The following is a 22,196-nucleotide window of genomic DNA, read 5'->3' as shown; positions in this document are numbered from 1 at the left end:
CAACCGGCGCCGCGTCACACGACGCGCGCCGCGACGAGGTCGCGCGCCAGCGTCCGGACGGCACGGTTCGGATCCGGACTCGTGCGGATCGCCAGGCCGATGCGGAGCGGTTCGACCGCGTCCTCGAGCTCGAGGACCGCGCCGTCGTGCCGCACCCCGGAGTCCGGCACGACCCCGACCCCCAGCCCCGCCGAAGCGAACCGGATCACCGCGGGCATGTCGTTCATCTCGGCGACGATCCGCCGTCGGATCCCGAGCCGCTCGAGTGCGCCGTCCAGGATGATCCGGTTGCCGAACCCGTGCGCGGTGTCGACGAAGGGCTCGTCCGCGAGCTCGGCGAGCGACACCGAGGCGCGTCCCGCCAACGGGTGGTCCGACGCCGTGAAGACCCGGAACGGCATCTCGCGCAACGGTTCGACCACCACTCCCGCCGGCACCGTCGGTAGCCCCGTGTACGCGAGGTCGAGGCGCCCGGCGACGAGGTCCTGCACGAGCCCGGTCGTGCCGGACGGCGAGGTCATGAGCTCCACGGTGACGAGCGGGTGCCGCCGCCGGAACCGCTGCAGCACACCGGTCAGGTCGACGATGTCCATGCTCGTGAAGATCCCGAGCCGCACCCGTCCGCGCAGGTCGGCGTCGTCCACCGTCGCCAGGTCGCGCATCCGGTCGAGCGACTCCAGCACGGCGCGGGCGTGGGGGAGCAGGTCCTCGCCGGCGGTCGTGAGGACGAGGTGCCGTCCGGTGCGGTCGAACAGCCGCACGCCGAAGGTCCGCTCGAGCGAGGCGATCCCCGCCGAAACCGTGGACTGCGCCGCCCAGAGCCGTTCGGCCGCGCGGGTCACGCTGCCCTCGGCGGCGACGGTGATGAACTGTTCGAGCAGGCGGGTCTCCATCTCCCCATCATCGATCCGATCGATGGACGGCATCAAGAGCATCCGTTGGACTCGATGCTCGGCGCGCGCGATCATCGGAGCATGTCAACCGTGACCGACACCCCGACGGGCGCTCTCCCCGCCACTGCATCCGCTCCCGCGAGCGACCGCGTCCCGGCCCCGCGTGGCCGTCGTGCGCACACCCGTCGGCGCCACGGCTTCGGCTTCTGGGCCGTCGCCTTCGCGTTCCTGTCGGTGATGGCCTTCGCAACCGTCCCCGCACCGCTGTACGTCATCTACCAGGCACGGGACGGCTTCCCGACGTTCACCACCACGATCATCTTCGCCGCGTACGGCGTCGGGGTCGTCGGGTCCCTGTACCTGGCCGGACACCTCAGCGACGTGCACGGGCGGAAGCCGCTCATCCTCGTGTCGATCGCGCTCGAGCTCGTCGCCGCCGTGCTGTTCCTGGTCTGGAACGACGTCACCGGCCTGATCGTCGCGCGGCTCGTGACCGGCCTCGGCGTCGGCACGCTCACCGCCACGGCGACCGCCCACCTCGGTGAGCTGCGGGTCCGTGCGACCGGATCGTCCGACTCGGCGAAGGGCGCGAGCGTCGCAGCCGGTGCCGTGAACCTCGGCGGGCTGTCGCTCGGCGCCCTCGTCGGGGGTGCGCTCGCCGAGTTCGTCGGAGCGCCGCTCATGGTGCCGTACGTCGTGTTCGTCGTCGCGCTGACCGTGGCCTTCGTGCTCGTCCTCGTCGTGCCGGAGACCGTCGCCCGCTCCGAGACCCGTGTGCCCTACCGCCCGCAGCGCATGCAGGCGCCGGAGGGCAAGGCTGCCGCGTTCTGGGCAGCCGGTGCCGCGGCGTTCGCGGCCCTCGCGGTCCAGGGGCTCTTCACCTCGGTCGCCCCGACGTTCCTGGGCACCACCTTCCACGTCACCGACCGGCTGGCGGCCGGTGCGACGACCTTCGGGGTGTTCGCCGCGAGTGCCGTCTCGCAGATCGTGTTCGCCCGACTCACGCAGCGCACGCAGATCCGACTCGGCATGGTGCTCCTGGTCGGCGGTCTGGCGGTGCTCGCCGTCGCCGCGGTCCTGCTGCAGGTCGCCGGCTTCATCGGCGGTGGCGTCGTGGCGGGCGCCGGGGTCGGGCTGCTCTTCCGGGCCAGCATCGCGAGCGCCGGAGCCCTGGTCGGTCCCGAGCGTCGGGGCGGGGTGCTCGCGGCCACGTTCCTCATCGCGTACGCCGGGCTGACGGTGCCGGTCGTGGCCGTCGGGGCGGCGCTCCTGGTGATCCCGACCCTGCCCGTCCTGATCGGGTACGTGGTGCTCGTCGCCGTCCTGGCCGTCGTCGCCGGCACCCGACTGGCCGCGCGCGCCTGACGCGGGGCGGGCCTCCCGTCCGCCGTCGCATCCCGGAACCTGGTTCCGGACACCGAACCACGCGATCGCGCGGTGTCGTGTCCGGAACCTGGTTCCGTCGTGAGGGTCGCACTCCCGGCATACTGGGCGCGTGCCCCAGAACCGCAACCGTCCCGTGATCACGGGGATCGCGGCCGTGGTGGCCGCCGGTCTCCTCGCCGGCGGGCTGTTCCTGACGGCGAGGCAAGGCGCGGACAACCCGACCATCGGCGCCGGATCGAGCTCCGGGACGCCGAGCGACGCTGCGACCGCCTCCGGCGACGGCACCGTCACGATCACCCGCACCGGGCCGGACCTGCCCGGCGACACCACCCTGGCGCGGTGCGACTCCACGACCCAGGCGGCCGTCGCCCAGTACGACACCGCGGCGCTCGGGCGGGTCACCCTGCAGTGCGGCACGTCGGCACAGGGCTACGAGCACATCCGGCAGCGGCACACCGCCGACTGGCAGGGGGTCGTCGCGGGCCACGGCTCCCGCGACTGGGACGACGCGATGCTGACGGCCGTTCAGACGGCGCTGGTCGCACCGCGAGCGGGGTTCCCGGTCGACGCCGGCGACGGCAAGGTCTGCTACGCGGCACCGGTGCGGTTCGACGACGGGTCGCGCCCGGAGGCGGACCCGTTCGTGAAGGTCATCGTCTCCGCCACCACCGACCGCGTCATCACGGCGTACCCGACGCGCACCGACGACTGCTGACGCGGGCGGGGGCGAACGCCGACCCCGAACGACACTCTCGATGTCGTACGACGTCGAGGATGTCGTCTCCGGGCACCGGAAACAGTGCGCGCGTGCAACGAACGACGAAGCCGATGTCGTACGACGTCGACGAAGTCGTTCCGCGTCGACACGCACAACGCCCGCCAGCACCGCTACGCGTGCACCTCGTGCTCGTGCCGCCGGTGCGACGCGGGCTCCAGCTGGAAGGTCGAGTGCTCCACGGGCACGTCGAAGTGCTCCGCCACGCACTGCTGCAGCTCGTCGAGGATCCGCGGAGCGTGCGCCGTCGAGAAGCACTCGTCGTCCACCACCACGTGGGCGGTCAGGTTCGGGACCCCCGTCGCCACCAGGGTCGCGTGCAGGTCGTGCACGGCGATGACGTGCTCGAGCTCGAGGATGTGGCCCCGCACGTCGTCGAGGTCGAGCCCCGGCGGCGTGGACTCGAGCAGCACGTTCGCGGTCTCGCGCAACAGCCGGATCGCCCGCGGCAGGATGAGCAGGCCGATGAGGATCGCAGCGACCGAGTCGGCACGCTCCCACCCGGTGAGCATGAGCACGACCGCGGCGGCGATGACGGCGACCGAGCCGAGGGTGTCGTTGAGGACCTCGAGCCGGGCGGCGCGCGAGGTGAAGCCCTCGCCCGAGGCCCGCAGCAGCACGCCGTAGGCCACCAGGTTGCCGACGAGTCCGATGATGCCGAACACGAGGAGCGGTCCGGAGTGGATCTCGGCGGGCACGAACAGCCGTTGGATCGCGGAGATGATCACGAAGACGCCGACCGCGAGCAGGATCGCCGCCTGGGCGGTGGCACCGAGCACCTCGGCACGTTGGAAGCCCCACGTGCGCTGCGTCGTCGGGCTGCGGCGGGCGAGCCGCGTCGCGACGAGTCCGATGCCGAGCCCACCGGTGTCGACGACCATGTGCCCGGCATCGACCAGCAGCGCGAGGGAGCCCGTGACGACGGCGCCGACGACCTCGGCCAGCAGGATCGTCGCCGAGATGCAGAACGCGATGAGCAGTGCGCGCTCGGACGCGTGCCCGTGCGAGTGCCCTGCTCCGTGGTCGTGACCCATGTGCCACATCGTAGGGATCGGCACCGACGACATGCCAGGATCGGGACGTGACCCGGTCGCCCTACGAGCTGTCCACACCATCCGACGTGCTGGCCCGGTTGCACCCGCGGCTGTCGGCGTACTTCGGCGCGGTCCCGCCCGGTCACGTCGGCCGTGGTGAAGGGGTGTTCGACGTCGTCGGCACACCGCGCCGGTGGCTCTGGCCCCTCCTCGCCTGGTTCGCCCGCGATTCCGTCATGTTCCCGGTCTGGGAACGGGACGTCCCCTTCACGGTCGAGAACCGGCCGGCTCACGTCCGTCGTGGTCGTGCTGGACGGGAGGCCCACCCCGCGGTCCGCGCGCACCGCACCTTCCGGTTCCGCTCCGGCAGCCGCACGATGGTGGACGCCATCACCGCCGAACCGGACGGCCTGGTCGACCACCTCGGTCGCCACGGGCGCGTCAGCGCCCGGCTCCGGGCGGAGGTCGACGCGCACGGGCCGGACGCGGGCGCCCTGCGCCTGGTCTCCACGCGCGTGACGTTCCGTGCGATGGGACGCGAGGTGCGCCTCCCGGCCCTCATCGCACCACGTGTGACGCTGATGGAACGATTCGATGACGAAGCGGACCTCCAGCGCGTGTCCCTGGTGCTCTCGGCGCCGGTGCTCGGCACGCTGTACCGGTACGAGGGGGCGTTCCGGTACGAGATCGCGCCGGACACAGGACGGGGATGAGATGAGCGACCAGAAGGGCCGCGTCGTGATCGCGGGAGCGAGCGGGTTCGTGGGGCAGTACCTGCGCGATGCCTTCACCGAAGAGGGCTACGAGGTCGTCACGGTGGGCCGGACCGGTGATGCGGTGTGGGGCAACACCCTGCGCATCCGCGAGCTCGTCGACGGTGCGGCCCTCGTCGTGAACATGGCGGGCAAGAGCGTCAACTGCCGGTACGGCCGCCGGAACCGCGCCGAGATCACGCGCTCGCGGGTGGACACCACGCTCGAGCTCGCCTAGGCCATCCGCACCGCCGAGCAGCCGCCACCGCTGTGGCTGAACGCCTCGACGGCGACGATCTACCGGCACGCCGACGACCGCCCCCAGGACGAACTGACCGGCGAGCTCGGCGAGGGCTTCTCGGTCTCGGTGGCGCGCGCGTGGGAGGACGCCTTCTTCGGCGCGGACCTGCCGTCGACCCGCCGGGTGGCACTCCGGATGGCGATCGTGTTCGGCGACGGCAGCGCACTCGTGCCGCTCCTCCGGCTGGCGCAGACGGGCCTCGGCGGGCCACAGTACGACGGCGCCTGGGTGCCGACGCGGTCCCGGCTGCGGGCGGGGACGTACCACCACCACCGACCGACCCGCGGCCGACAGCGGTTCAGCTGGGTGCACATCGCCGACGTCCTCGGCTCGATCCGGTTCGTCCGCGACCACCCGGAGCTCGAGGGGCCGGTGAACGTGTCGAGCCCGAACCCGTCCGACAACCGGACCGTGATGGCGACGATCCGCGACGCAGTGGGCCGCCGGTTCGGACTGCCGACGCCGCGGTGGATGCTCGAGGTCGGGTCCTTCGCGATCCGCACCGAGACCGAACTGGTGCTCAAGAGCCGGTGGGTGGTGCCGACGCGCTTGACCCAGGCGGGTTACGAGTTCCGGTACCCGCACCTGCGCGGTGCGCTCGCCGGGATCATCGCGGAGCGTCGCCAGCACCGGGGCTGAGCGCCGGCACCGGGACCCCGTCGACCGGCGTCGGGACCGGCTCGTCTGACAGCCGTGCCGGTCGCGACGACCACAGCACCGCCCCGACCACGACGGCGCCGGCGAGCACCTCGACCAGGTCGGGCACCTCGCCGAAGGCCGCCCACGACGCGAGGACGCCGACGACCGGCACGAGCATCGAGAACGGGGCGACCGTGCTCGACGGGTAGGTCGCCATCAGCCGCGACCAGATCCCGTAGCCGACCAGGGTCGCGACCAGCACGATGTAGAGCAGGCCGAGGTCGGCCGGCAGCGCCTCGGCGGTGAAGGCCGTGCCGAGTGCGGCGCCGATGCGGTCCGGCCCCTCGACCACGAGCGACAGCACGGCCATCGGGATCGGCGGCACGACCGACCACCAGAGCGTCAGGTGCAGCGGGTTCGCGGCCCCTGCTCGTCGGGTCGCCACGTTGCCGATCGCCCACCCGAGCGCGCCGCAGAGCGCCAGCACCACCGGCAGCAGCGCCGCCGTCTGCGACCGGTGCAGGGCGATCAGGCCGAGGGCGGCGACCGCGATCGTCACGCCGATGACCTGTCGCCCGGTGAGCCGTTCGCGCAGGAACACCCCGGCGAGCACCACCGTGAACGGCGCCGAGGCCTGCAGCACGAGCGAGGCGAGCCCGGACGGCATCCCCGACGCCATGCTCAGGTACAGGAACGAGAACTGCAGCACCCCGAGCCCGAACCCGACGAGCAGCAGCCGCCCGAACGGGATCTTCGGCCGCGGCACGAACAGCAGCGTGGGGACCGCCAGGATCGTGAACCGCAGGGCCGCGAGCAGGAACGGCGGGAAGTGCTCGAGGGCGAGCGCGGTCGCGGGGAAGTTCAGGCCCCAGACGACGGCGACGACCAGAGCGAGGAGGCGGTCACGGGTGGTCATGCTCTGATCGTGGTGGCTCCGAAGGTGTAGGACCAGCGAATTGTTCGCAACCGACGTTGTAGCCTCCCTGCATGGTCGACTTCGACGTGCAGCTGCTCGCCGTCCTCCGCGAACTCGCCGAGCGCGGCAGCGTCACCGCCGTCGCCGAGGCCACCCACCGCACGCCCAGCGCGGTGTCGCAGCAACTGCAGACGCTGCAGCGGCAGGTGGGCGTCCCGCTCGTCGAGCGCATCGGACGCGGCGTCCGGCTCACCGCCCACGGCGAGGTGCTGGCCGGCCTGTCCGCCGGCGTCGCCACGGCGATGGCCCGGGTCGACGCCGCGTGGCAGGAGCACCTGGGCGGCGCGACGGGCCGCGTCAACCTCGCGATCTTCCCGTCGGCGGCCGAACTGCTGCTGCCCGGAGTCCTCACCCGGATGCGGGCGCACCCCGGCATCGAGCTCGCCCTCGTCGACGTGGACGTCAGCGAGGGGGAGTTCGCGCCGCTCGCCGCCGACCACGACATCGCCGTCGGGCACCGGTCCGACGGGGTGCGACCGGCGGACCAGGGATCGGTGGAGACCGTGCCGCTCCTGCGCGAACCGCTCGACGTCGCGGTGCCACCGGGACACCGGCTCGCCGGTCGTGAGCGGGTCGGGATCGACGAGGTCGTCGGCGAGACCTGGATCGGCGTGCCCGAGGGCTACCCGATCGACCGGGTCCTGCAGGCGATGGCGGCGGCGTCGGACGCCCCGCCGAGCGTCGCCTTCCGGACGATCCACCTGCCCGTCATCGAGAACCTGGTCGCGGCGGGGCACGGCGTCGCGCTCGTGCCCCGGTACACCTCGGGCACCCGGGCGTCCGGCCGGTTCCACCTGGCCGAGCTGGCCGACGTGCGTGCGGGGCGCCGGATCGAGGCGCTGGTCCGCCCCGACCGTGCGGTCCGCCCCGTGGTGCGCACCGTCCTGGAGGCGCTGGTCGCCGAGGCCCTGGACGTCACCACCTGAGACGGTCGCGCCCACTGCCGGGCGCACGCCGCGCCTCCAGTCCGGGTGTGCGCCACGGCAGACCTGCTTCGTGCGCGTGGGAACGTCAGCGAACCTGGAACGGGGTGCCGAGCGGCAGGAGCTCGGCCAGGGCGCTGATGTCGGCGTTGTGCATGCGGATGCAGCCGTGCGAGGCAGCGGTCCCGATGCTCGAGCTGTCGTCGGTGCCGTGCAGGCCGATCTGGCCCGGGCCGCCGCCGAACGAGTTGAGCACGTCCGAGAACGCCGTCGTGCCGTACGCGTACGGGCCGTAGCCGCTGTTCGTCGGGGCGAGCAGCTCGGTCAGGGCGAAGCGGCCGGTCGGTGACGGGGTGCCGCCGGTGCCGGTCGCGACGGGGTAGCTGTCGACGACCTTGCCGTCCTTGTACAGGTCGAGCGTGTTCTCCTCGCGGGTGACCACGATCGCGTACGGGTCCTCGGTGAGGGTGACCGCGCTCGTCGGGACCCACCCGGTGCTGCCGTTCGGACGCTGTGCGAGCTGTACCTGCGCCCAGCCGTCCTGCTGGTCGACGACCCGGAAGACGAGTGGTGCTCCGGACGACTGCGGGTTCGACAGGGTGGTCGTGGCCGTGCCACCGGGCGTACTGCTGACCGGCACGCTGTCACCGCGGACTGCGGCGACGGTGGTACTCGCGGGCGCGTCGACCGCATCGGTGGGGCCCGCGGAGCGCGTCGGGCCCGGTGTCGCCGTGGGGGTCGGCGTCGCGCTCGCGGCGACGGACCGTGTCGGGGTCGGCGCGGGGGCCGCCGACAGGGGGCCGAGGGCGACGAACGCCACCGCCCCGGCGCAGACGACGGCCACGGCGGCGGCGATCAGTGTCGCGCGCCGCCGTGGCTCGGTCGGGAGGATCGGCAAGATCAGCCCGTGAAGGTCGCCGTTCCGGGCACCGGCACGGCGACCGGCGCCGTGGCGGCGTCAGCCGTCACGGTGAGCGTCGTCGCGGCCGTCTGCCCCGACGACAGGCCGACGAGACCGAGCACGTAGGTGCCGGCCGAGTCGACGAGGTCGGCGGGCAGGACGATGGTCCCGGAGACGTCGCCGTCAGCGTCGGCGCGGAACTGGACGCCGGGGATCGCGACGGCGTCGGCTGCGTCGCCGACGGCAGCGGTGACGACCTCGTTCGGGGCGAAGCCCGAGCCCTGCACGCGGACACCGGTCGTGGTGGCCTCGGTCAGGGTGGCGGAGGTGGTGAGCAGACGTGCTGCCGCGGTGGGCTGCGGGGTGAAGTACGTCGTGGTGTCGTCGATGCGCAGGGCCGAGATCGAACCGCTGGCGTCGGCGGCGAGGGCCTGGGCGTCGGACTCGAGCGGCGAGGAGAGGCTCTTCAGCTCGGCGCCGGGGGCTTCCTCGACCGGGGTGGTCGGGGCCGTGGTCGGCTCGTCCGTCGGCTCGACCGTGGGCTCGTCCGTCGGGACGGGCGTCTCGGTCGGGGCCGGCGTCTCAGTCGGAGCGGGCGTCTCGGTCGGGGCCGGCGTCTCGGTCGGCTCGTCGGTCGCGGGCGGTGCGGGGACCTCGGCGGTGATGTCGATGCCGACGTAGACGACGTAGCCGACGACCTCGGCGTCCGCTGCCTTCAGGTCCGCAGCGAGGTCGGCGGTCGACTCGGTGGTGCCGGTGCTCGGGTCGATCCACTTGGTCGAGGTACCGCTGAGGCCGGCGTCGCCGTCGCCCGCCGCGAAGACGACGGTCTGCGCACTGGTGTCGCCGCCCTCCTGGATGGCGAGGCCGAACGTGGTCGCACCGGTGGTCTCGGCGCCGGCACCGGCGACGAGCGCGCCGAGGCTGCTCGGGGCGACCGGCGTGTTGAGCCCGCGGACCAAGCCGACGGCCTCGCCCTCGGAGACGGAGATGCCGTCCTCGTCCAGCGTGGCGAAGTCGGTGATCTTCCCGCCCGCGGTCGGGTCGGACAGTGCCGCCCAGTACCACTGGTCGGTCAGCGGGAACTCGCCCTCGGGCGCCGCCGTGAAGTCGGCGGACGAGTCGGTCCAGGTGACGACGGCCGAAGCGGCATCGTCGGACACGTTGGCGGTGGAGACGGTGGGGACGAGCGCAGCGGTGACGCCGAGCACGGTGGCGCCGACGGCGGCCGCGGTGATGCGGGAACGAAGCACGGTGTGGAGATCCATCCGGTCAGAGGGCAGGGATCGTCCTCTGTGACGCCCCCGGTGCTGAGACGATGCTCAGCACCACGAACCTACCGACTTCATGAGGAATCCGCACCCCTTTTGCGGCACAGTGTTCGCATCGTGCAGGTGAACAGCGTCAGACGTCGAGGTGGTCGACCAGCTCGTCCGCCAGGCCCGTGTACGTCGCCGGCGTCAGGTTCGTCAGCCGGGCCTTCGCGCCGTCCGAGATGTCCAGGCCGTTCACGAACACGATGAGGTCCTGCTGGGTCACCCGCTTGCCGCGCGTGAGGTCCTTGAGCATCGCGTAGGGGTCCTCGATGTTCGACTGCCCGGCGGTGACCTCGGCACGGATGACCGTCTGGATCGCCTCGGCGAGGACCTCCCAGTTGTGGTCGAGGTCGTCGGCGAGCTTGGCCTCGTTCACCGAGATCTCGCCCAGGCCGCGGCGCAGGTTGTCGAGCGCGAGCAGCGAGTGCCCGAACGCGACGCCGATGTTCCGCTGCGTGGTGGAGTCGGTCAGGTCGCGCTGCAGGCGGCTCGTCACCAGGGTCTCGGACAGGGTGGAGAACAGCGCCGACGAGATCTCGAGGTTCGCCTCGGCGTTCTCGAACTTGATCGGGTTGATCTTGTGCGGCATCGTCGACGACCCGGTGGCACCGGCGACCGGGATCTGCGTGAAGTACCCCATCGAGATGTAGGTCCACACGTCGGTCGCCAGGTTGTGCAGGATGCGGTTGGCGTGCCGGATCCGGTCGTACAGCTCGGCCTGCCAGTCGTGCGACTCGATCTGCGTGGTGAGCGGGTTCCAGGTCAGCCCGAGGCCCTCGACGAACTCGCGCGACAGCGTCGGCCAGTCGGCCTCGGGGTCGGCGGCGAGGTGGGCCGAGAAGGTGCCGGTCGCGCCGGAGAACTTGCCGAGGTACTCGCCGCCCTCGATCTGGGCCAGGACGCGCTCGAGCCGGTAGACGACGACCGCGAGCTCCTTGCCGAGCGTCGACGGGGTCGCGGGCTGCCCGTGCGTGTGGGAGAGCATCGGGACGGCGCGCAGCTCGACCGCGAGGGTCCGCAGCTTCTCGAGCACGGCACGGTACGCCGGCAGCCAGACCTGGTCGACGGTGTCGCGCACGGTCAGGGCGTACGACAGGTTGTTGACGTCCTCGCTCGTGGCGGCGAAGTGGGTCAGCTCGGCGATGGCGTCCAGCCCGAGCTCCGAGAGCCGGCGGCGGACGAAGTACTCGACGGCCTTGACGTCGTGGCGGGTCGTCGCCTCGATCTCGGCGAGTTCGGCGATCTGGTCGTGGCCGAAGGTCTCCACGATGCGCCGGAGTGCGGCCTTGTCGTCGACGCTGAGCGGCGAGGTGGTGAACATCGCGTGGTCGGTCAGGAAGACCAGCCACTCAACCTCGACCACGATGCGCGCACGGTTGAGCCCGGCCTCGGAGAGGTGCTCGCCCACCGTGTGCACGATCGGGTAGTAGCGACCGTCGAGCGGGCTGATCGGCTGCGGGGGAAGGGGGGTCATGGGGCTCCCTGACGGACGGCCGGCTCGAGCTGGTGGAAGAGCGCCCGGCAGGCCCGTTCGACGGTCGAGAGCACTCGGTCGAACTCGTGCCGGTCCGCGTAGTACGGGTCCGGCACGTCGGTCTGCTGGGGCCAGGCGTCGTCGTACCGCAGCAGGAGCGTCACCTTGGCGGAGTCGTCCATGGTCGGTGCCCACGATCGCAGGACGCGTTCGTGGGAGCGGTCGAGTGCGACCACCAGATCGAGGTCCGGGAACCGGTCCGGGTCGAACTGACGGGCGCGATGCCTGCTGCCATCGTATCCGCGTGCCGCGAGGGCTGCGATCGTGCGCTCGTCGGCCGGTTCGCCGACGTGCCAGTCACCGGTGCCGGCCGACTCGACGTGGAAGCGCTCGGCGAGCCCGGCGTCCGCGGCGATCTGCGCGAAGACGACGCCGGCCATCGGGGACCGGCAGATGTTGCCACTGCAGACGAACGAGACGCGGAACGGGGCGTCGACGTCCGGGGCCATGGTCACATCATGACGCAGGGAGGTGTCCTCCGCGAGGTCCGTCCGCGTCACGCCCGCTGGCGGTTCAGCACCGGACGGACGAACAGCCCGATCAGCCAGGCGAAGACGGCGAGCACGAAGGCGCCGACGATGCCCCAGCCGAACGACTCGACCTGGAGCCCGAAGCCGAACGCGTCCGATATGCCCGCGACGATGAGCAGCAGGACCGCGTTCACGATGAAGGAGATCAGCCCGAGGGTCAGGATGTAGATCGGGAACGCCACGATCCGGATCAGCGTGCCGATCACGGCGTTGACGAGCCCGAACACGAAGGCCACGAGCAGGTAGGTGAGCACGGTCGCCGTGGTCCCGCCGTCGCCGAACGCGGTGACGGAGACGCCGCTGACGATGAGCGTGGTGAGCCAGAGGGCCACGGCGTTGACGACGAGGCGGACGAGGAATCGCATGCACCCATGATGCCCTCCGACACCCGCGCACGTGCCGGTAACCTGAACCAGTGACTGAGGAGCGTGTGCACATCCGGCCCGAGATCGCCGTCCTCCCCGCCTACAAGCAGGGACGCCAGGCCGCCGACGACGCCTTCAAGCTGTCGAGCAACGAGAACCCGTTCCCCCCGCTCCCCGGGGTGGTCCAGGCCGTGCAGGCGCAGACCGCGTTCAACCGCTACCCGGACGCCACCGCCCTGGCCGTCCGTGCCGCGCTCGCGAACCGCTTCGGGCTGACCGCCGACGAGGTGCACGTCGCCCCCGGCAGCGTCGCGATCCTGCACGAGCTCGCCCGCGCGACCTCCGGCCCGGGCGACGAGATCGTCTACGCCTGGCGGTCGTTCGAGGCCTACCCCGGTGTCGTCACCGTCGCCGGTGCCACGAGCGTGCAGGTGCCGAACCGGCCGGACGGCGGCCACGACCTCGACGCGATGGCCGCCGCCGTCACCGACCGCACCCGCATGGTGATCGTGTGCACGCCGAACAACCCGACCGGCCCGATCGTGACCGAGTCCGAGTTCGCGTCCTTCATGGCCGCGGTGCCGCAGTCCGTGCTGGTCGTGCTCGACGAGGCATACGCCGAGTTCGCCACCGACGAGGCCGCCGTGCACGGGCACCCGTTGCTGGCCCGCTACCCGAACCTGGTCGTCCTCCGGACCTTCTCGAAGGCGTACGGTCTCGCCGGGCTGCGCGTCGGCTACGCCCTCGGCCCGGTGTACGTGCTCGAGGCGGTCCGCGCGTGCGCGATCCCCCTCTCCGTCACGGCCCAGGGGCAGGCGGCCGCACTGGCCAGCCTGGAACGCGAGGGCGAACTGCTCGAGCGGGTCTCCGAGATCGCCGCGCTGCGCGACCGCATCGTCACCGAGCTCCGCGAGCAGGGGTGGGCCGTGCCGGACGCCCAGGGCAACTTCGTCTGGCTGCCGACGGGGGACCGCACGGTCGCCGCGGCTGCCGCCTTCGAGGAGGCCTGCATCATCGTGCGGGCCTTCCCGCCGGAGGGCATCCGCATCTCGATCGGCGAGCACGAGGCTGTGGAAACGCTCCTCGAAACGGCCCGCTCGCTTGTGGGGGACCTCCAGGTGGCCGACTGATGCCTGCCGCTACGCTGGCCCGCATGTCATTCCGCGCCGCGGCTCCCGCGACGACCACCGTCCGGCTCCTCGACCCCGAGGGTCGGTTCGTGGAGTCCGACGAGAACGCCGAGTTCGCCGCCGCCGCGCGGGCGATCCCCGACGAGACCCTGCTGGCGATGCACCGCCGCATGGTCCTCACCCGACGGTTCGACCACGCCGGCCACAACCTGCAGCGCACCGGCCAGCTGGGCCTCTGGGTGCCGAGTCACGGGCAGGAAGCCGCGCAGACCGGTTCCGCCTTCGCCCTGCGCGCCCAGGACCACGTCTTCCCCTCGTACCGCGAGCACGCCGTCACGATGCAGCGAGGTGTCGAGCCGATGGAGATCATCGCGATGTACCGCGGGCAGACCCACGGTGGATGGGACCCGGACCAGCGCGGCAACACGCACATCTCCACCCTGGTGATCGGCTCGCAGACCCTGCACGCCACGGGCTACGCGCTCGGCCAGAAGCTCGACGGCGACGTCGGCACGGGCGACCCCGACCGTGACGCCTGCTCCATCGTCTACTTCGGCGACGGCGCGACGAGCCAGGGCGACGTGAACGAGGCGTACGTGTTCTCGGCGTCGACCAAGGCCCCCGTCGTCTTCTTCCTGCAGAACAACCACTGGGCGATCTCGGTGCCGGTGTCGGTGCAGTCGCCGACGCCGCTCGTCGACCGTCCCCGCGGCTTCGGGATCCCGAGCGTGCTGATCGACGGCAACGACATCCTCGCCTCGTACACGGCCTCGGTCGTCGCCACCGACCACGCCCGCAGCGGCCAGGGTCCGGCCTTCATCGAGGCCGACACCTACCGCATCGGTGCGCACACCAGCTCGGACGACCCGAGCCGGTACCGTGCCGACGGCGAACTCGAGGACTGGGTCCGCCGCGACCCGATCGTCCGCTCCGAGGCGTACCTGCGCTCGAAGGGCGCGACGGACGAGCAGTTCGCCGCGTTCGACGAAGAGGGCGAGGACATCGCCGCCGACGTCCGCCGCCGCACCGTGGCGCTGACCCCGCCGTCCGTCGACGTCATGTTCGACAACGTCTACCGCGAGCCGCACCCGCTGGTCGCCGAGCAGAAGGCCTGGCTCGAACAGTACGAGGCCGGCTTCGAAGGGGGCGCCCACGCATGAGCACCACCGAGCAGCTCTTCGACTACACGCTGCGCTCCCACCCGGGCGCCGGCGAGGTCCCGAGCGACCCCACCCCGACCCTGCCGATGGCGAAGGCCCTCAACGCCGGGCTCGCCGCGGCGATGCAGGCGGACGACAAGGTCCTGCTGATGGGCGAGGACATCGGCCAGCTCGGCGGTGTCTTCCGCATCACCGAGGGCCTGCAGGACCGCTTCGGCCCCGAGCGCGTGCGGGACACCCCGCTCGCCGAGGCCGGCATCATCGGCACCGCGATCGGCCTCGCCCTGCGCGGCTACCGCCCGGTCGTCGAGATCCAGTTCGACGGCTTCGTGTGGCCCGGCTTCGACCAGATCACCTCGCAGCTCGCGAAGATGGCGAACCGGCTGCCGGCGCACATGTCGCTGCCCGTCGTCATCCGCATCCCCTACGGCGGCCACATCGGCGCCGTGGAGCACCACCAGGAGTCGCCCGAGGCGTACTTCGCGCACACCCCCGGTCTGCGCGTGGTCAGCCCGAGCACCCCGAACGACGCCTACTGGATGATCCAAGAGGCAATCGCCTCGAAGGACCCGGTGATCTTCCTCGAGCCGAAGTCGCGCTACTGGCCCAAGGGCCAGGTCGACCTCGTCGACGGGCACGTCCCGATGCACACCACGCGTGTGGCACGCACCGGCACCGAGGTCACCCTCGTCGGCCACGGTGCGATGGTCGCGACCCTCATGCAGGCCGCCGAGCTCGCCGAGTCCGAGGGGACGAGCTGCGAGGTCATCGACCTCCGCTCGATCTCGCCCATCGACTGGGACCCGATCCTCACCTCGGTCCGCAAGACCGGTCGCCTCGTCATCGCGCAAGAGGCCTCCGGCTTCGTCAGTGTCGGCAGCGAGATCGCCGCCACCGTCGCCGAGAAGGCGTTCTACACGATGCAGGCGCCGCCGCTGCGGGTGTCCGGGTTCGACATCCCGTTCCCGGTCTCGAAGCTGGAGCACCTGCACCTGCCGGACGCCGACCGCGTCCTCGAGGCCGTCGACCGCGCCCTCGCGTACTGATCCAGCTCGACTGACCCAACTCGTCCGAACGCCGAAGGAGCCGTAAGTGGCCGTCGCCGAATTCCCCCTGCCCGACGTGGGCGAAGGCCTCACCGAGGCCGAGATCGTGCAGTGGCGCGTCGCGATCGGGGACGAGATCACCGTCGACCAGGTCCTGGTCGAGATCGAGACCGCGAAGTCGCTCGTCGAGCTGCCGTCGCCGTTCGCCGGCACCGTCACCGGGCTGCTCGTCTCCGAGGGCGACACGGTCGAGGTCGGCAAGCCGATCATCCGTGTCGAGTCCGATGCGTCGGTCGCGTCCGGCGCGCCGGTCACGGCTCCGGCCGCCCAGTCGGGAGGCCCGGCACCGGTCGCCGACAGCGTCCCGACCTCGCCCGTGGTCGCCCCGACCCCGCCGGCAGCGCCCGCCCCGGTGGCTCCGGTCGCGCAGACCCAGCCCACCCCCGCGGCGGCCCCGGCACCCGCTGCTGCACCTGCTCCCGTCGTCGCTGCCGCCCCCGCGGCAGCGCCGGTGCAGCCCGTCGCCGACGGCGCTTCCGTCGTCGGGACGGACGAGTCCTCCGGCGCCGTCCTCGTCGGCTACGGCTCGGCGACCTCGTCGCCGTCCCGTCGCAAGCCGGGCGCCCGCCGGGCCGCAGCCCTCGCGGCCGAGGTGAGCCGTGCCTCCAGTGTGGATGCGCAAGCAGCGGCCGAAGCGGCCAGCGATCCCGGTGAGGACACCACCGCCGAGGCGATCGCCGGTCTGGCCTCCGCGCCCGCGCGCAAGCAGACCCTCGCGACCAACGTGCTCGCGAAGCCGCCGATCCGGAAGCTCGCGAAGGACCTCGGTGTCGAGCTGACCGAGATCGTCGCGACCGGGTTCGCCGGCGAGGTCACCCGCGACGACGTCATCCGGCACGCGAAGCAGGCCAGCGTCTTCCGCAACATCGAGACGCCCGAGTGGGGCGAGGTGCGCAGCGAGACGATCCCGGTCAAGGGCGTCCGCAAGGCCATCGCGACCGCGATGACCACCTCGGCGTTCACCGCACCGCACGTGTCGCTGTTCGTCGACGTCGACGCGACCCACACGATGGAGTTCGTCAAGCGGCTCAAGGCCTCGCCGACGTTCGCCGGCGTCAAGGTCTCGCCGCTGCTCATCGTGGCGAAGGCCGTCATCTGGGCCGTCCGCCGCAACCGTTCGGTGAACTCGACCTGGACCGATCGCGAGATCATCGTCCACCACTTCGTGAACCTCGGCATCGCCGCAGCGACCCCGCGCGGGCTCATCGTGCCGAACATCAAGGACGCGCAGGACATGTCGCTGCTCGAGCTGGCGCAGGCGCTCGAGGAACTCACCCTCACCGCCCGTGACGGCAAGACGACGCCGAAGCAGATGGCGAACGGCACGGTCTCGATCACGAACATCGGCGTGTTCGGCATGGACACCGGCACCCCGATCCTCAACCCGGGCGAGGTCGCCATCGTCGCCATGGGCACGATCAAGCCGAAGCCGTGGGTCGTCGACGGCGAGGTCCGCTCGCGCATGGTGACGACCATCGGCGCCTCGTTCGACCACCGCGTCGTCGACGGCGACGTGGCGTCGCGGTTCGTGCACGACGTGGCCTCGGTGCTCGAGGAGCCGGCGCTCCTGCTCGACTGAGTGGCGTTCAGGGGCCGGCGCGTCGGTCGTTCCGCTTCGTGAGCAGAAATGGTCGGGTGGCTTCGAGCCACTCGACCATTCCTGCTCACCATCTGCGGCCTTCCGCAATCGTCGCGTGGTGTTCACACGGATGTCGGTGGTGCGGGGGATGATCGGGGCATGGTCCACCAGCTCCTGACCCCCTCGCAGGAGATCCGAACGGATCGCCTCCTGCTCACCCCGCTCACGCCGGCCGACATCGACGACGTGCACGCGGTGTTCGCCGACGCCCGCACCTGGCAGCACCTGCCGAGCGGACGGCACGTCGCCCGGAGCTCGAGCGTGGACCTGGTGCAGCGGAAGATCGGTGGTCGGGCCCGACACGGACTCGGTTCGTGGGCCGTCCGCACGGCTGCAGACCACGCGTTCGTCGGGGTCGGCGGGGTCGACATGACCGCCGGTGGGGTCTGGAACCTCGGGTACCGGTTGGCTCCCGCGGCCTGGGGGCAGGGCTTCGCGTCCGAGATCGCCCTCGCTGCCGTGCGAGCCGCCGGCGAGACCGCGCCGGACGTCCCCGTGACGGGTCGCGTGCTCACGAACAACCCCGCGTCCGCCGCGGTGCTCCGTCGTGCCGGGCTGTCACTCGTGTGGCAGGGGGCTCCCGGGGTGCAGACGTCGTCCGCCGCGGGGGTCGAGGGGCAGGTCTGGACCGACCGGCTGCTCTCCGACGAACAGTTCGCCTGGCTCGTCCGCAACGCCTGAACCCTCCCGCCGGTCCACGCGGAACGTCACGCACGTTGGCGTTCCGAGGTCGACTCGCTACTGTGATGGGAACTGGTCATGTCCGCGCATGACCACCACCCAGGACCAGCAACGGAGCACGAGGGACGCATGACGAGCCGCATCACCGAGGGTGCCGAACCGAAGCACCAGCAGCTGCGGCGCATCCTGCTCGACCTCGCTACCGCCCGTCTGGCCCCCGGCGCCGCGATCCCGTCCGAACGCCAGCTCATCGCCGAGTACGGCGTCTCACGGATCACTGTGCGCGAGGCACTCGGGCAGCTCGTCAACGAGGGCTACCTCGAGCGCGTGCGCGGCAAGGGCACGTTCGTGGCGCACCGCCCCGTGCAGTCGACGCTGCACCTCGCGTCGTTCACCGAGGAGATGCGCGCGATGGGCCACGTCCCGACCACGGTTGTGCTGGTGCGCGAGGAACGTGTGCCGCCGAGTGACACCGTGGCGGCGCTGCGGCTCGACGCCGAGGTGTCGGCCTTCCACGTGAAGCGACTCCGGATGGCGGACGGCGCTCCGGTGTCGATCGACGACGCCTGGCTCGTGGCCGATGCGTTCCCGGGCCTGCTCGACCACGACCTGTCCGGGTCGGTGTACTCGATCATCGCGAACGAGTACGGCACCCCGATCGACCGGGCACAGCAGACGGTGGCCGCGAACCCGGCCGCCGACGACGTCGCGACCCTGCTCGGCACGAAGACCGGTGCTCCGGTGCTCGAGTTCGACCGGGTGTCGTACGCGGGGGAGCGCCCCGTGGAGCACACCCGCAGCTGGTACCGCTCGGACCGCTACCGCGTGCAGATGGAGGTCACCGCGACCCCGGCGGTCGCGTAGTCCGGCACGAACGCGAAAGCGACTGTGTGCCGCGAGCAGTTCGCGGTACACAGTCGCTTCGGCGGGAAGGACCGGGGAAGAACCGGGGTGCGCCCGGGTCAGACCTCGAACAGGGTGTCACCGTCGAGCACCGAGGTGCCCACCGTGCCCTGGTCGACGGTGTCCGGCGCGGAGCCGAGCACCACGACCGGGCAGATCGGCGAGTAGCCGGCGGCCGAGATCACCGAGGGGGTGAACCGGACGACGGGGTCGCCGGCCGTGACCGTCGAGCCCTCGGTGGCGAGGAGCTCGAAGCCCTCGCCCGACAGCTTCACGGTGTCGATGCCGACGTGCACGAGGACGTCCGTGCCCGCCGAGCCCTGCAGGGCGAACGCGTGCGGGTGCAGCTTCACGATGGTGCCGTCGACCGGGGCCACCGCGGTGACCGCGCCCTCGACGCCCGTCGGGTCGACGGCCACACCGGCGCCGACGAGCTGGCCGGCGAACACCGGGTCCGGCACGTCAGCGAGGGCGACGACCGGGCCGGCGAACGGCGTGCGGACCGCCGTCACAGTTCGTCCTGGATGTCCTGCGCGAGGTTGTCGGCGATGGTGCCGACGATGACCTGCCAGCCGGTGCCGCCGCCGACGACGGCCTGGGCGCCCGCAGCCTGCAGCGCGGCCTTGTCGACGAGGTCGCCGTCCTCCACCTCGACACGGAGGCGCGTGATGCAGCCCTCGACCTCTTCGATGTTGTCGGCACCGCCGAGCGCGGCGATGATGTCGGCTGCCTTGATGTCGGCCATCGTTTCCTCCTCGTTAAGGGTTTTCGTACCAGGTTGACACGGGACCGGTCTCGGTTCAGACTACGGAACTGGTCATGACCGGACAGGACCGGACCTGGCGACACCGCCGAGGTTACCTGCGCTGGCTGCACGACTCAACTCACCCCGACAGCTCCACCCAATGACGAGAGGACCTCCGATGAGCGCCACCACTGCCACGGACGTGCCGGAGAAGAAGAAGCCGAAGAAGCAGTCCCGGCTGTTCGCGCAAGCCCAGCGCCTCGGACGGAGCCTGCTCCTGCCGATCGCGGTCATGCCCGCCGCGGGCATCCTGCTGCGCCTCGGCCAGTCCGACATGCTCGGCGCGATCCCCGGCTTCGAGCAGGGCGCGACGATCATCGCCGCCGCGGGCAACGGTGTGTTCACCTGGCTGCCGCTGCTCTTCGCGGTCGGCATCGCGATCGGGTGGGCGAAGAAGTCGGACGGCACGACCGCGCTCGCGGCCGTCGTCGGCTACATGGTCATGTACCAGGTGTTCGCGGCGATGTCGCCGATCGTCCTGGCCGGGGTGAAGGACGCCAACGGCGACCAGGCCACCATCAACTTCGGTGTCCTCGGCGGCATCGTGATGGGCCTCGTCTCGGCGGTCATGTGGGAGAAGTTCCACCGCACGAAGATGCCCGACTTCCTCGGGTTCTTCTCCGGCCGTCGCCTCGTCCCGATCCTGACCGCGGTCGCTGGTCTGGTCATCGCCGTCCTGATGTCCTTCGTGTACCGCTACTTCGACATCGCGCTGACCGCCGCCGGCCAGGCCGTGGCCGACAACGCCGTCATCGGTGGCGGCATCTTCGGGTTCGTCAACCGCATGCTCATCCCGATCGGGCTGCACCAGCTGCTCAACTTCTTCCCGTGGTTCCAGCTCGGCAGTTTCACTTCGGGCGGGGTCACCTACCACGGCGACATCGCGCGCTTCCTCGCCGGTGACCCGACCGCCGGCATCTTCCAGGCCGGCTTCTTCCCGATCATGATGTTCGCGCTGCCGGCCGGTGCGCTCGCCATCTGGCGCAACGCCAAGCCGCAGAACCGCAAGCTCGTCGGCGGCATCATGCTCTCGGCCGCCCTCACCTCGTTCGTGACCGGTATCACCGAGCCGCTCGAGTACTCGTTCATGTTCGTGGCGTTCCCGCTGTACATCATCCACGCGGTGCTCACCGGGACGTCGCTGGCGCTGGTCAACGCACTCGGGATCCACGACGGGTTCTCGTTCTCGGCCGGTGCGATCGACTACGTGCTGAACTTCGGCAAGGCGGACGGAGCGATCTGGCTCATCCCGATCGGCCTCGGCTACGCGGTCGTGTACTACTTCCTGTTCAGTTTCGTGATCAAGAAGTGGAACCTCCGCACGCCCGGGCGTGAAGAGGACACGATCGCCGAGAACACGATCGACGCGGCCACCAAGCCGTAGACGTCACCACGTGACGGACAGGAGGCGCGGTGCCAGCTGGCTCCGCGCCTCCTGTCCGTCTGTCGTCACCACCAGAGCGCTGATACCGGTTTTGACAATCGTTATCAGCAAGCGCTACCGTCGGAGCATGCACAACCGCCTCCTCGCCCTCCCGCTCGTCGCCGGCGCCGCCGCGCTCGCCCTGACGGGCTGCGCGACCTCCTCGGCCTCGGGCAACGCCAGCAGCGACGGGAAGATCGCCGTCGTCGCCTCGACCAACGTCTACGGCTCGATCGTCCAGTCGATCGGCGGCGACCAGGTGTCGGTCACGAGCATCCTGAACGACCCCTCGCAGGACCCGCACTCGTTCGAGTCGAGCGCCCGAACCCAGCTCGCGGTGTCGAAGGCCGACCTGCTCATCGAGAACGGCGGCGGGTACGACGACTTCATGACCACGCTCGCCGACGCCTCGGACACCAAGGCCGACACCATCAACGTCGTGAAGCTCTCGGGCTTGGACAAGGGTGGCGACGCCGAGTTCAACGAGCACGTGTTCTACAGCTACCCGACGATGGTGAAGCTGGTCGACGACGTCACGAAGCGCCTGTCCGCGCTCGACGCGGGCGACAAGACCACGTTCGAGAAGAACGCCGACGCGCTCACGACGAAACTCGAGGGCCTCGAGTCCCAGACCGCCGACTTGAAGAAGACGTACGACGGCGAGAAGGTGGCGTACACCGAGCCGGTGCCGGGCTACCTCTTCGACGCGATCGGTCTCGACAACGTCACCCCCGAAGCGTTCTCCGAGGCGATCGAGGAGGGCGACGACGTCCCGCCGGCAGCCCTCAAGGACACCCTCGCGCTGTTCAGTGGCAAGAGCGTGGAGCTGCTCGCCTACAACGACCAGACCTCGAGTGCCGAGACCGAACAGGTCAAGAAGGCCGCCGACCAGAACGACGTCCCGGTGGTCGGTGTCACGGAGACGCTCCCCAAGGGGCAGGATTACGTCTCGTGGCAGCAGGCGAACATCGACGCGGTGCAGGCGGCGCTCCAGAAGTGACGACCTCGACCGCAGCAGCGACGA

The 22,196-nt window shown here is 71.1% G+C and carries 22 protein-coding genes and 1 pseudogene; 13 read left to right on the top strand and 10 right to left on the bottom strand.

Annotated features, from left to right (window positions below; translation table 11 throughout):
* Window positions 1–14 precede the first annotated feature (14 nt).
* On the bottom strand, window positions 15–926 hold the full coding sequence (locus EDF31_RS00440) for a LysR family transcriptional regulator (protein ID WP_165901277.1): 912 nt from the start codon (window positions 924–926) through the stop codon (window positions 15–17).
* A 48-nt stretch (window positions 927–974) separates the two neighbouring features.
* On the opposite strand from EDF31_RS00440, the gene EDF31_RS00435 reads away from it, so the two are divergent.
* Together EDF31_RS00435 and EDF31_RS00430 are read left to right on the top strand one after the other, a co-directional pair.
* The gene (locus tag EDF31_RS00435; protein ID WP_131844781.1) at window positions 975–2,258 is read left to right on the top strand and encodes an MFS transporter; all 1,284 of its coding nucleotides are present in this window, start codon (window positions 975–977) and stop codon (window positions 2,256–2,258) included.
* 130 nt (window positions 2,259–2,388) lie between these two features.
* Window positions 2,389–2,994, top strand: coding sequence for a hypothetical protein (locus EDF31_RS00430; protein ID WP_131844780.1), 606 nt, complete (start codon window positions 2,389–2,391; stop codon window positions 2,992–2,994).
* Between the two features lie 173 nt (window positions 2,995–3,167).
* Here the strand turns inward: EDF31_RS00430 and EDF31_RS00425 are convergent, their stop codons facing one another.
* Window positions 3,168–4,088, bottom strand: coding sequence for a cation diffusion facilitator family transporter (locus EDF31_RS00425; protein WP_111086907.1), 921 nt, complete (start codon window positions 4,086–4,088; stop codon window positions 3,168–3,170).
* Window positions 4,089–4,135: 47 nt separating this feature from the next.
* Between EDF31_RS00425 and EDF31_RS00420 the strand changes: the two genes are divergently transcribed.
* Complete coding sequence (locus tag EDF31_RS00420; RefSeq protein ID WP_131844779.1) at window positions 4,136–4,801, top strand: DUF4166 domain-containing protein; 666 nt, start codon at window positions 4,136–4,138, stop codon at window positions 4,799–4,801.
* A gap of 1 nt (window position 4,802) precedes the next feature.
* Window positions 4,803–5,780 (top strand): annotated as a pseudogene (locus EDF31_RS00415) (DUF1731 domain-containing protein).
* On the opposite strand, the gene EDF31_RS00410 reads toward EDF31_RS00415, so the two are convergent.
* Window positions 5,749–6,696: an EamA family transporter gene (locus EDF31_RS00410; protein WP_131844778.1), complete on the bottom strand. Its 948-nt coding sequence runs from the start codon at window positions 6,694–6,696 to the stop codon at window positions 5,749–5,751. The pseudogene EDF31_RS00415 and the gene EDF31_RS00410 overlap by 32 nt on opposite strands.
* A 71-nt stretch (window positions 6,697–6,767) precedes the next feature.
* Here EDF31_RS00410 and EDF31_RS00405 point away from each other — a divergent pair, with 71 nt between their 5' ends.
* Complete coding sequence (locus EDF31_RS00405) at window positions 6,768–7,682, top strand: LysR family transcriptional regulator (protein WP_131844777.1); 915 nt, start codon at window positions 6,768–6,770, stop codon at window positions 7,680–7,682.
* 85 nt (window positions 7,683–7,767) lie between these two features.
* On the opposite strand, the gene EDF31_RS00400 is transcribed toward EDF31_RS00405, so the two are convergent.
* The 5 genes from EDF31_RS00400 to EDF31_RS00380 form a co-directional block, all read right to left on the bottom strand.
* A complete protein-coding gene (locus EDF31_RS00400; RefSeq protein ID WP_243649778.1) occupies window positions 7,768–8,577 on the bottom strand; it encodes a L,D-transpeptidase family protein in 810 nt (269 codons plus the stop codon).
* 2 nt (window positions 8,578–8,579) lie between these two features.
* The gene (locus EDF31_RS19790) at window positions 8,580–9,848 is read right to left on the bottom strand and encodes a hypothetical protein (RefSeq protein ID WP_165901276.1); all 1,269 of its coding nucleotides are present in this window, start codon (window positions 9,846–9,848) and stop codon (window positions 8,580–8,582) included.
* Between the two features lie 136 nt (window positions 9,849–9,984).
* Window positions 9,985–11,370 (bottom strand): adenylosuccinate lyase, encoded by a 1,386-nt coding sequence (gene purB, locus EDF31_RS00390; RefSeq protein WP_123672158.1) that lies wholly within the window; start codon window positions 11,368–11,370, stop codon window positions 9,985–9,987.
* Complete coding sequence (locus EDF31_RS00385) at window positions 11,367–11,879, bottom strand: low molecular weight protein-tyrosine-phosphatase (RefSeq protein WP_123293449.1); 513 nt, start codon at window positions 11,877–11,879, stop codon at window positions 11,367–11,369. Before EDF31_RS00385 ends, purB begins: the two co-directional genes overlap by 4 nt.
* A gap of 47 nt (window positions 11,880–11,926) precedes the next feature.
* Window positions 11,927–12,325: a phage holin family protein gene (locus tag EDF31_RS00380; protein ID WP_131844776.1), complete on the bottom strand. Its 399-nt coding sequence runs from the start codon at window positions 12,323–12,325 to the stop codon at window positions 11,927–11,929.
* Between the two features lie 50 nt (window positions 12,326–12,375).
* Here EDF31_RS00380 and EDF31_RS00375 point away from each other — a divergent pair, with 50 nt between their 5' ends.
* From EDF31_RS00375 to EDF31_RS00350, 6 genes are all read left to right on the top strand, one after another.
* Window positions 12,376–13,455 (top strand): histidinol-phosphate transaminase, encoded by a 1,080-nt coding sequence (locus EDF31_RS00375; RefSeq protein ID WP_131844775.1) that lies wholly within the window; start codon window positions 12,376–12,378, stop codon window positions 13,453–13,455.
* A gap of 23 nt (window positions 13,456–13,478) precedes the next feature.
* Window positions 13,479–14,615 carry a thiamine pyrophosphate-dependent dehydrogenase E1 component subunit alpha gene (locus tag EDF31_RS00370; RefSeq protein WP_111087051.1) on the top strand — a complete coding sequence of 379 codons (1,137 nt, stop codon included), beginning with the start codon at window positions 13,479–13,481 and terminating at the stop codon, window positions 14,613–14,615.
* A gap of 86 nt (window positions 14,616–14,701) precedes the next feature.
* Window positions 14,702–15,661 (top strand): alpha-ketoacid dehydrogenase subunit beta, encoded by a 960-nt coding sequence (locus EDF31_RS00365; RefSeq protein WP_131845166.1) that lies wholly within the window; start codon window positions 14,702–14,704, stop codon window positions 15,659–15,661.
* A 46-nt stretch (window positions 15,662–15,707) separates the two neighbouring features.
* The gene (locus tag EDF31_RS00360; RefSeq protein WP_131844774.1) at window positions 15,708–17,300 is read left to right on the top strand and encodes a dihydrolipoamide acetyltransferase family protein; all 1,593 of its coding nucleotides are present in this window, start codon (window positions 15,708–15,710) and stop codon (window positions 17,298–17,300) included.
* Window positions 17,301–17,459: 159 nt separating this feature from the next.
* Window positions 17,460–18,041: a GNAT family N-acetyltransferase gene (locus EDF31_RS00355; RefSeq protein ID WP_123293452.1), complete on the top strand. Its 582-nt coding sequence runs from the start codon at window positions 17,460–17,462 to the stop codon at window positions 18,039–18,041.
* 129 nt (window positions 18,042–18,170) lie between these two features.
* On the top strand, window positions 18,171–18,905 hold the full coding sequence (locus tag EDF31_RS00350; protein ID WP_123293453.1) for a GntR family transcriptional regulator: 735 nt from the start codon (window positions 18,171–18,173) through the stop codon (window positions 18,903–18,905).
* A gap of 98 nt (window positions 18,906–19,003) precedes the next feature.
* Here the strand turns inward: EDF31_RS00350 and EDF31_RS00345 are convergent, their stop codons facing one another.
* On the bottom strand, window positions 19,004–19,456 hold the full coding sequence (locus tag EDF31_RS00345) for a glucose PTS transporter subunit IIA (RefSeq protein WP_123293454.1): 453 nt from the start codon (window positions 19,454–19,456) through the stop codon (window positions 19,004–19,006).
* On the bottom strand, window positions 19,453–19,689 hold the full coding sequence (locus EDF31_RS00340) for a PTS transporter subunit EIIB (protein ID WP_071293232.1): 237 nt from the start codon (window positions 19,687–19,689) through the stop codon (window positions 19,453–19,455). The genes EDF31_RS00345 and EDF31_RS00340 overlap by 4 nt, the downstream gene beginning before the upstream one ends.
* Window positions 19,690–19,867: 178 nt before the next feature.
* Between EDF31_RS00340 and EDF31_RS00335 the strand changes: the two genes are divergently transcribed.
* Together EDF31_RS00335 and EDF31_RS00330 are read left to right on the top strand one after the other, a co-directional pair.
* The gene (locus EDF31_RS00335) at window positions 19,868–21,133 is read left to right on the top strand and encodes a PTS transporter subunit EIIC (RefSeq protein ID WP_123672150.1); all 1,266 of its coding nucleotides are present in this window, start codon (window positions 19,868–19,870) and stop codon (window positions 21,131–21,133) included.
* A gap of 127 nt (window positions 21,134–21,260) precedes the next feature.
* Window positions 21,261–22,172, top strand: a complete 912-nt coding sequence (locus EDF31_RS00330; protein WP_131844772.1) for a zinc ABC transporter substrate-binding protein — start codon at window positions 21,261–21,263, stop codon at window positions 22,170–22,172.
* The last annotated feature ends 24 nt before the right edge of the window (window positions 22,173–22,196 follow it).

The organism is Curtobacterium sp. PhB142, assembly GCF_004341255.1.
In the GTDB taxonomy this organism is placed as follows: Bacteria; Actinomycetota; Actinomycetes; order Actinomycetales; family Microbacteriaceae; genus Curtobacterium.
The sequence above is the reverse complement of the archived record's forward strand: the minus strand, read 5'-3'. Positions and strand labels throughout refer to the sequence as shown.

Bases quoted from the DNA above. Each gene is read 5' to 3' on its own strand.
- EDF31_RS00440 (WP_165901277.1), bottom strand. From the start codon at position 926: ATGCCGTCCATCGATCGGATCGATGATGGGGAGATGGAGACCCGCCTG.
- EDF31_RS00435 (WP_131844781.1), top strand. From the start codon at position 975: ATGTCAACCGTGACCGACACCCCGACGGGCGCTCTCCCCGCCACTGCA.
- EDF31_RS00425 (WP_111086907.1), bottom strand. From the start codon at position 4,088: ATGGGTCACGACCACGGAGCAGGGCACTCGCACGGGCACGCGTCCGAG.
- EDF31_RS00410 (WP_131844778.1), bottom strand. From the start codon at position 6,696: ATGACCACCCGTGACCGCCTCCTCGCTCTGGTCGTCGCCGTCGTCTGG.
- EDF31_RS00405 (WP_131844777.1), top strand. From the start codon at position 6,768: ATGGTCGACTTCGACGTGCAGCTGCTCGCCGTCCTCCGCGAACTCGCC.
- EDF31_RS19790 (WP_165901276.1), bottom strand. From the start codon at position 9,848: ATGGATCTCCACACCGTGCTTCGTTCCCGCATCACCGCGGCCGCCGTC.
- purB (WP_123672158.1), bottom strand. From the start codon at position 11,370: ATGACCCCCCTTCCCCCGCAGCCGATCAGCCCGCTCGACGGTCGCTAC.
- EDF31_RS00385 (WP_123293449.1), bottom strand. From the start codon at position 11,879: ATGGCCCCGGACGTCGACGCCCCGTTCCGCGTCTCGTTCGTCTGCAGT.
- EDF31_RS00380 (WP_131844776.1), bottom strand. From the start codon at position 12,325: ATGCGATTCCTCGTCCGCCTCGTCGTCAACGCCGTGGCCCTCTGGCTC.
- EDF31_RS00370 (WP_111087051.1), top strand. From the start codon at position 13,479: ATGTCATTCCGCGCCGCGGCTCCCGCGACGACCACCGTCCGGCTCCTC.
- EDF31_RS00365 (WP_131845166.1), top strand. From the start codon at position 14,702: ATGGCGAAGGCCCTCAACGCCGGGCTCGCCGCGGCGATGCAGGCGGAC.
- EDF31_RS00355 (WP_123293452.1), top strand. From the start codon at position 17,460: ATGGTCCACCAGCTCCTGACCCCCTCGCAGGAGATCCGAACGGATCGC.
- EDF31_RS00350 (WP_123293453.1), top strand. From the start codon at position 18,171: ATGACGAGCCGCATCACCGAGGGTGCCGAACCGAAGCACCAGCAGCTG.
- EDF31_RS00340 (WP_071293232.1), bottom strand. From the start codon at position 19,689: ATGGCCGACATCAAGGCAGCCGACATCATCGCCGCGCTCGGCGGTGCC.
- EDF31_RS00335 (WP_123672150.1), top strand. From the start codon at position 19,868: ATGAGCGCCACCACTGCCACGGACGTGCCGGAGAAGAAGAAGCCGAAG.
- EDF31_RS00330 (WP_131844772.1), top strand. From the start codon at position 21,261: ATGCACAACCGCCTCCTCGCCCTCCCGCTCGTCGCCGGCGCCGCCGCG.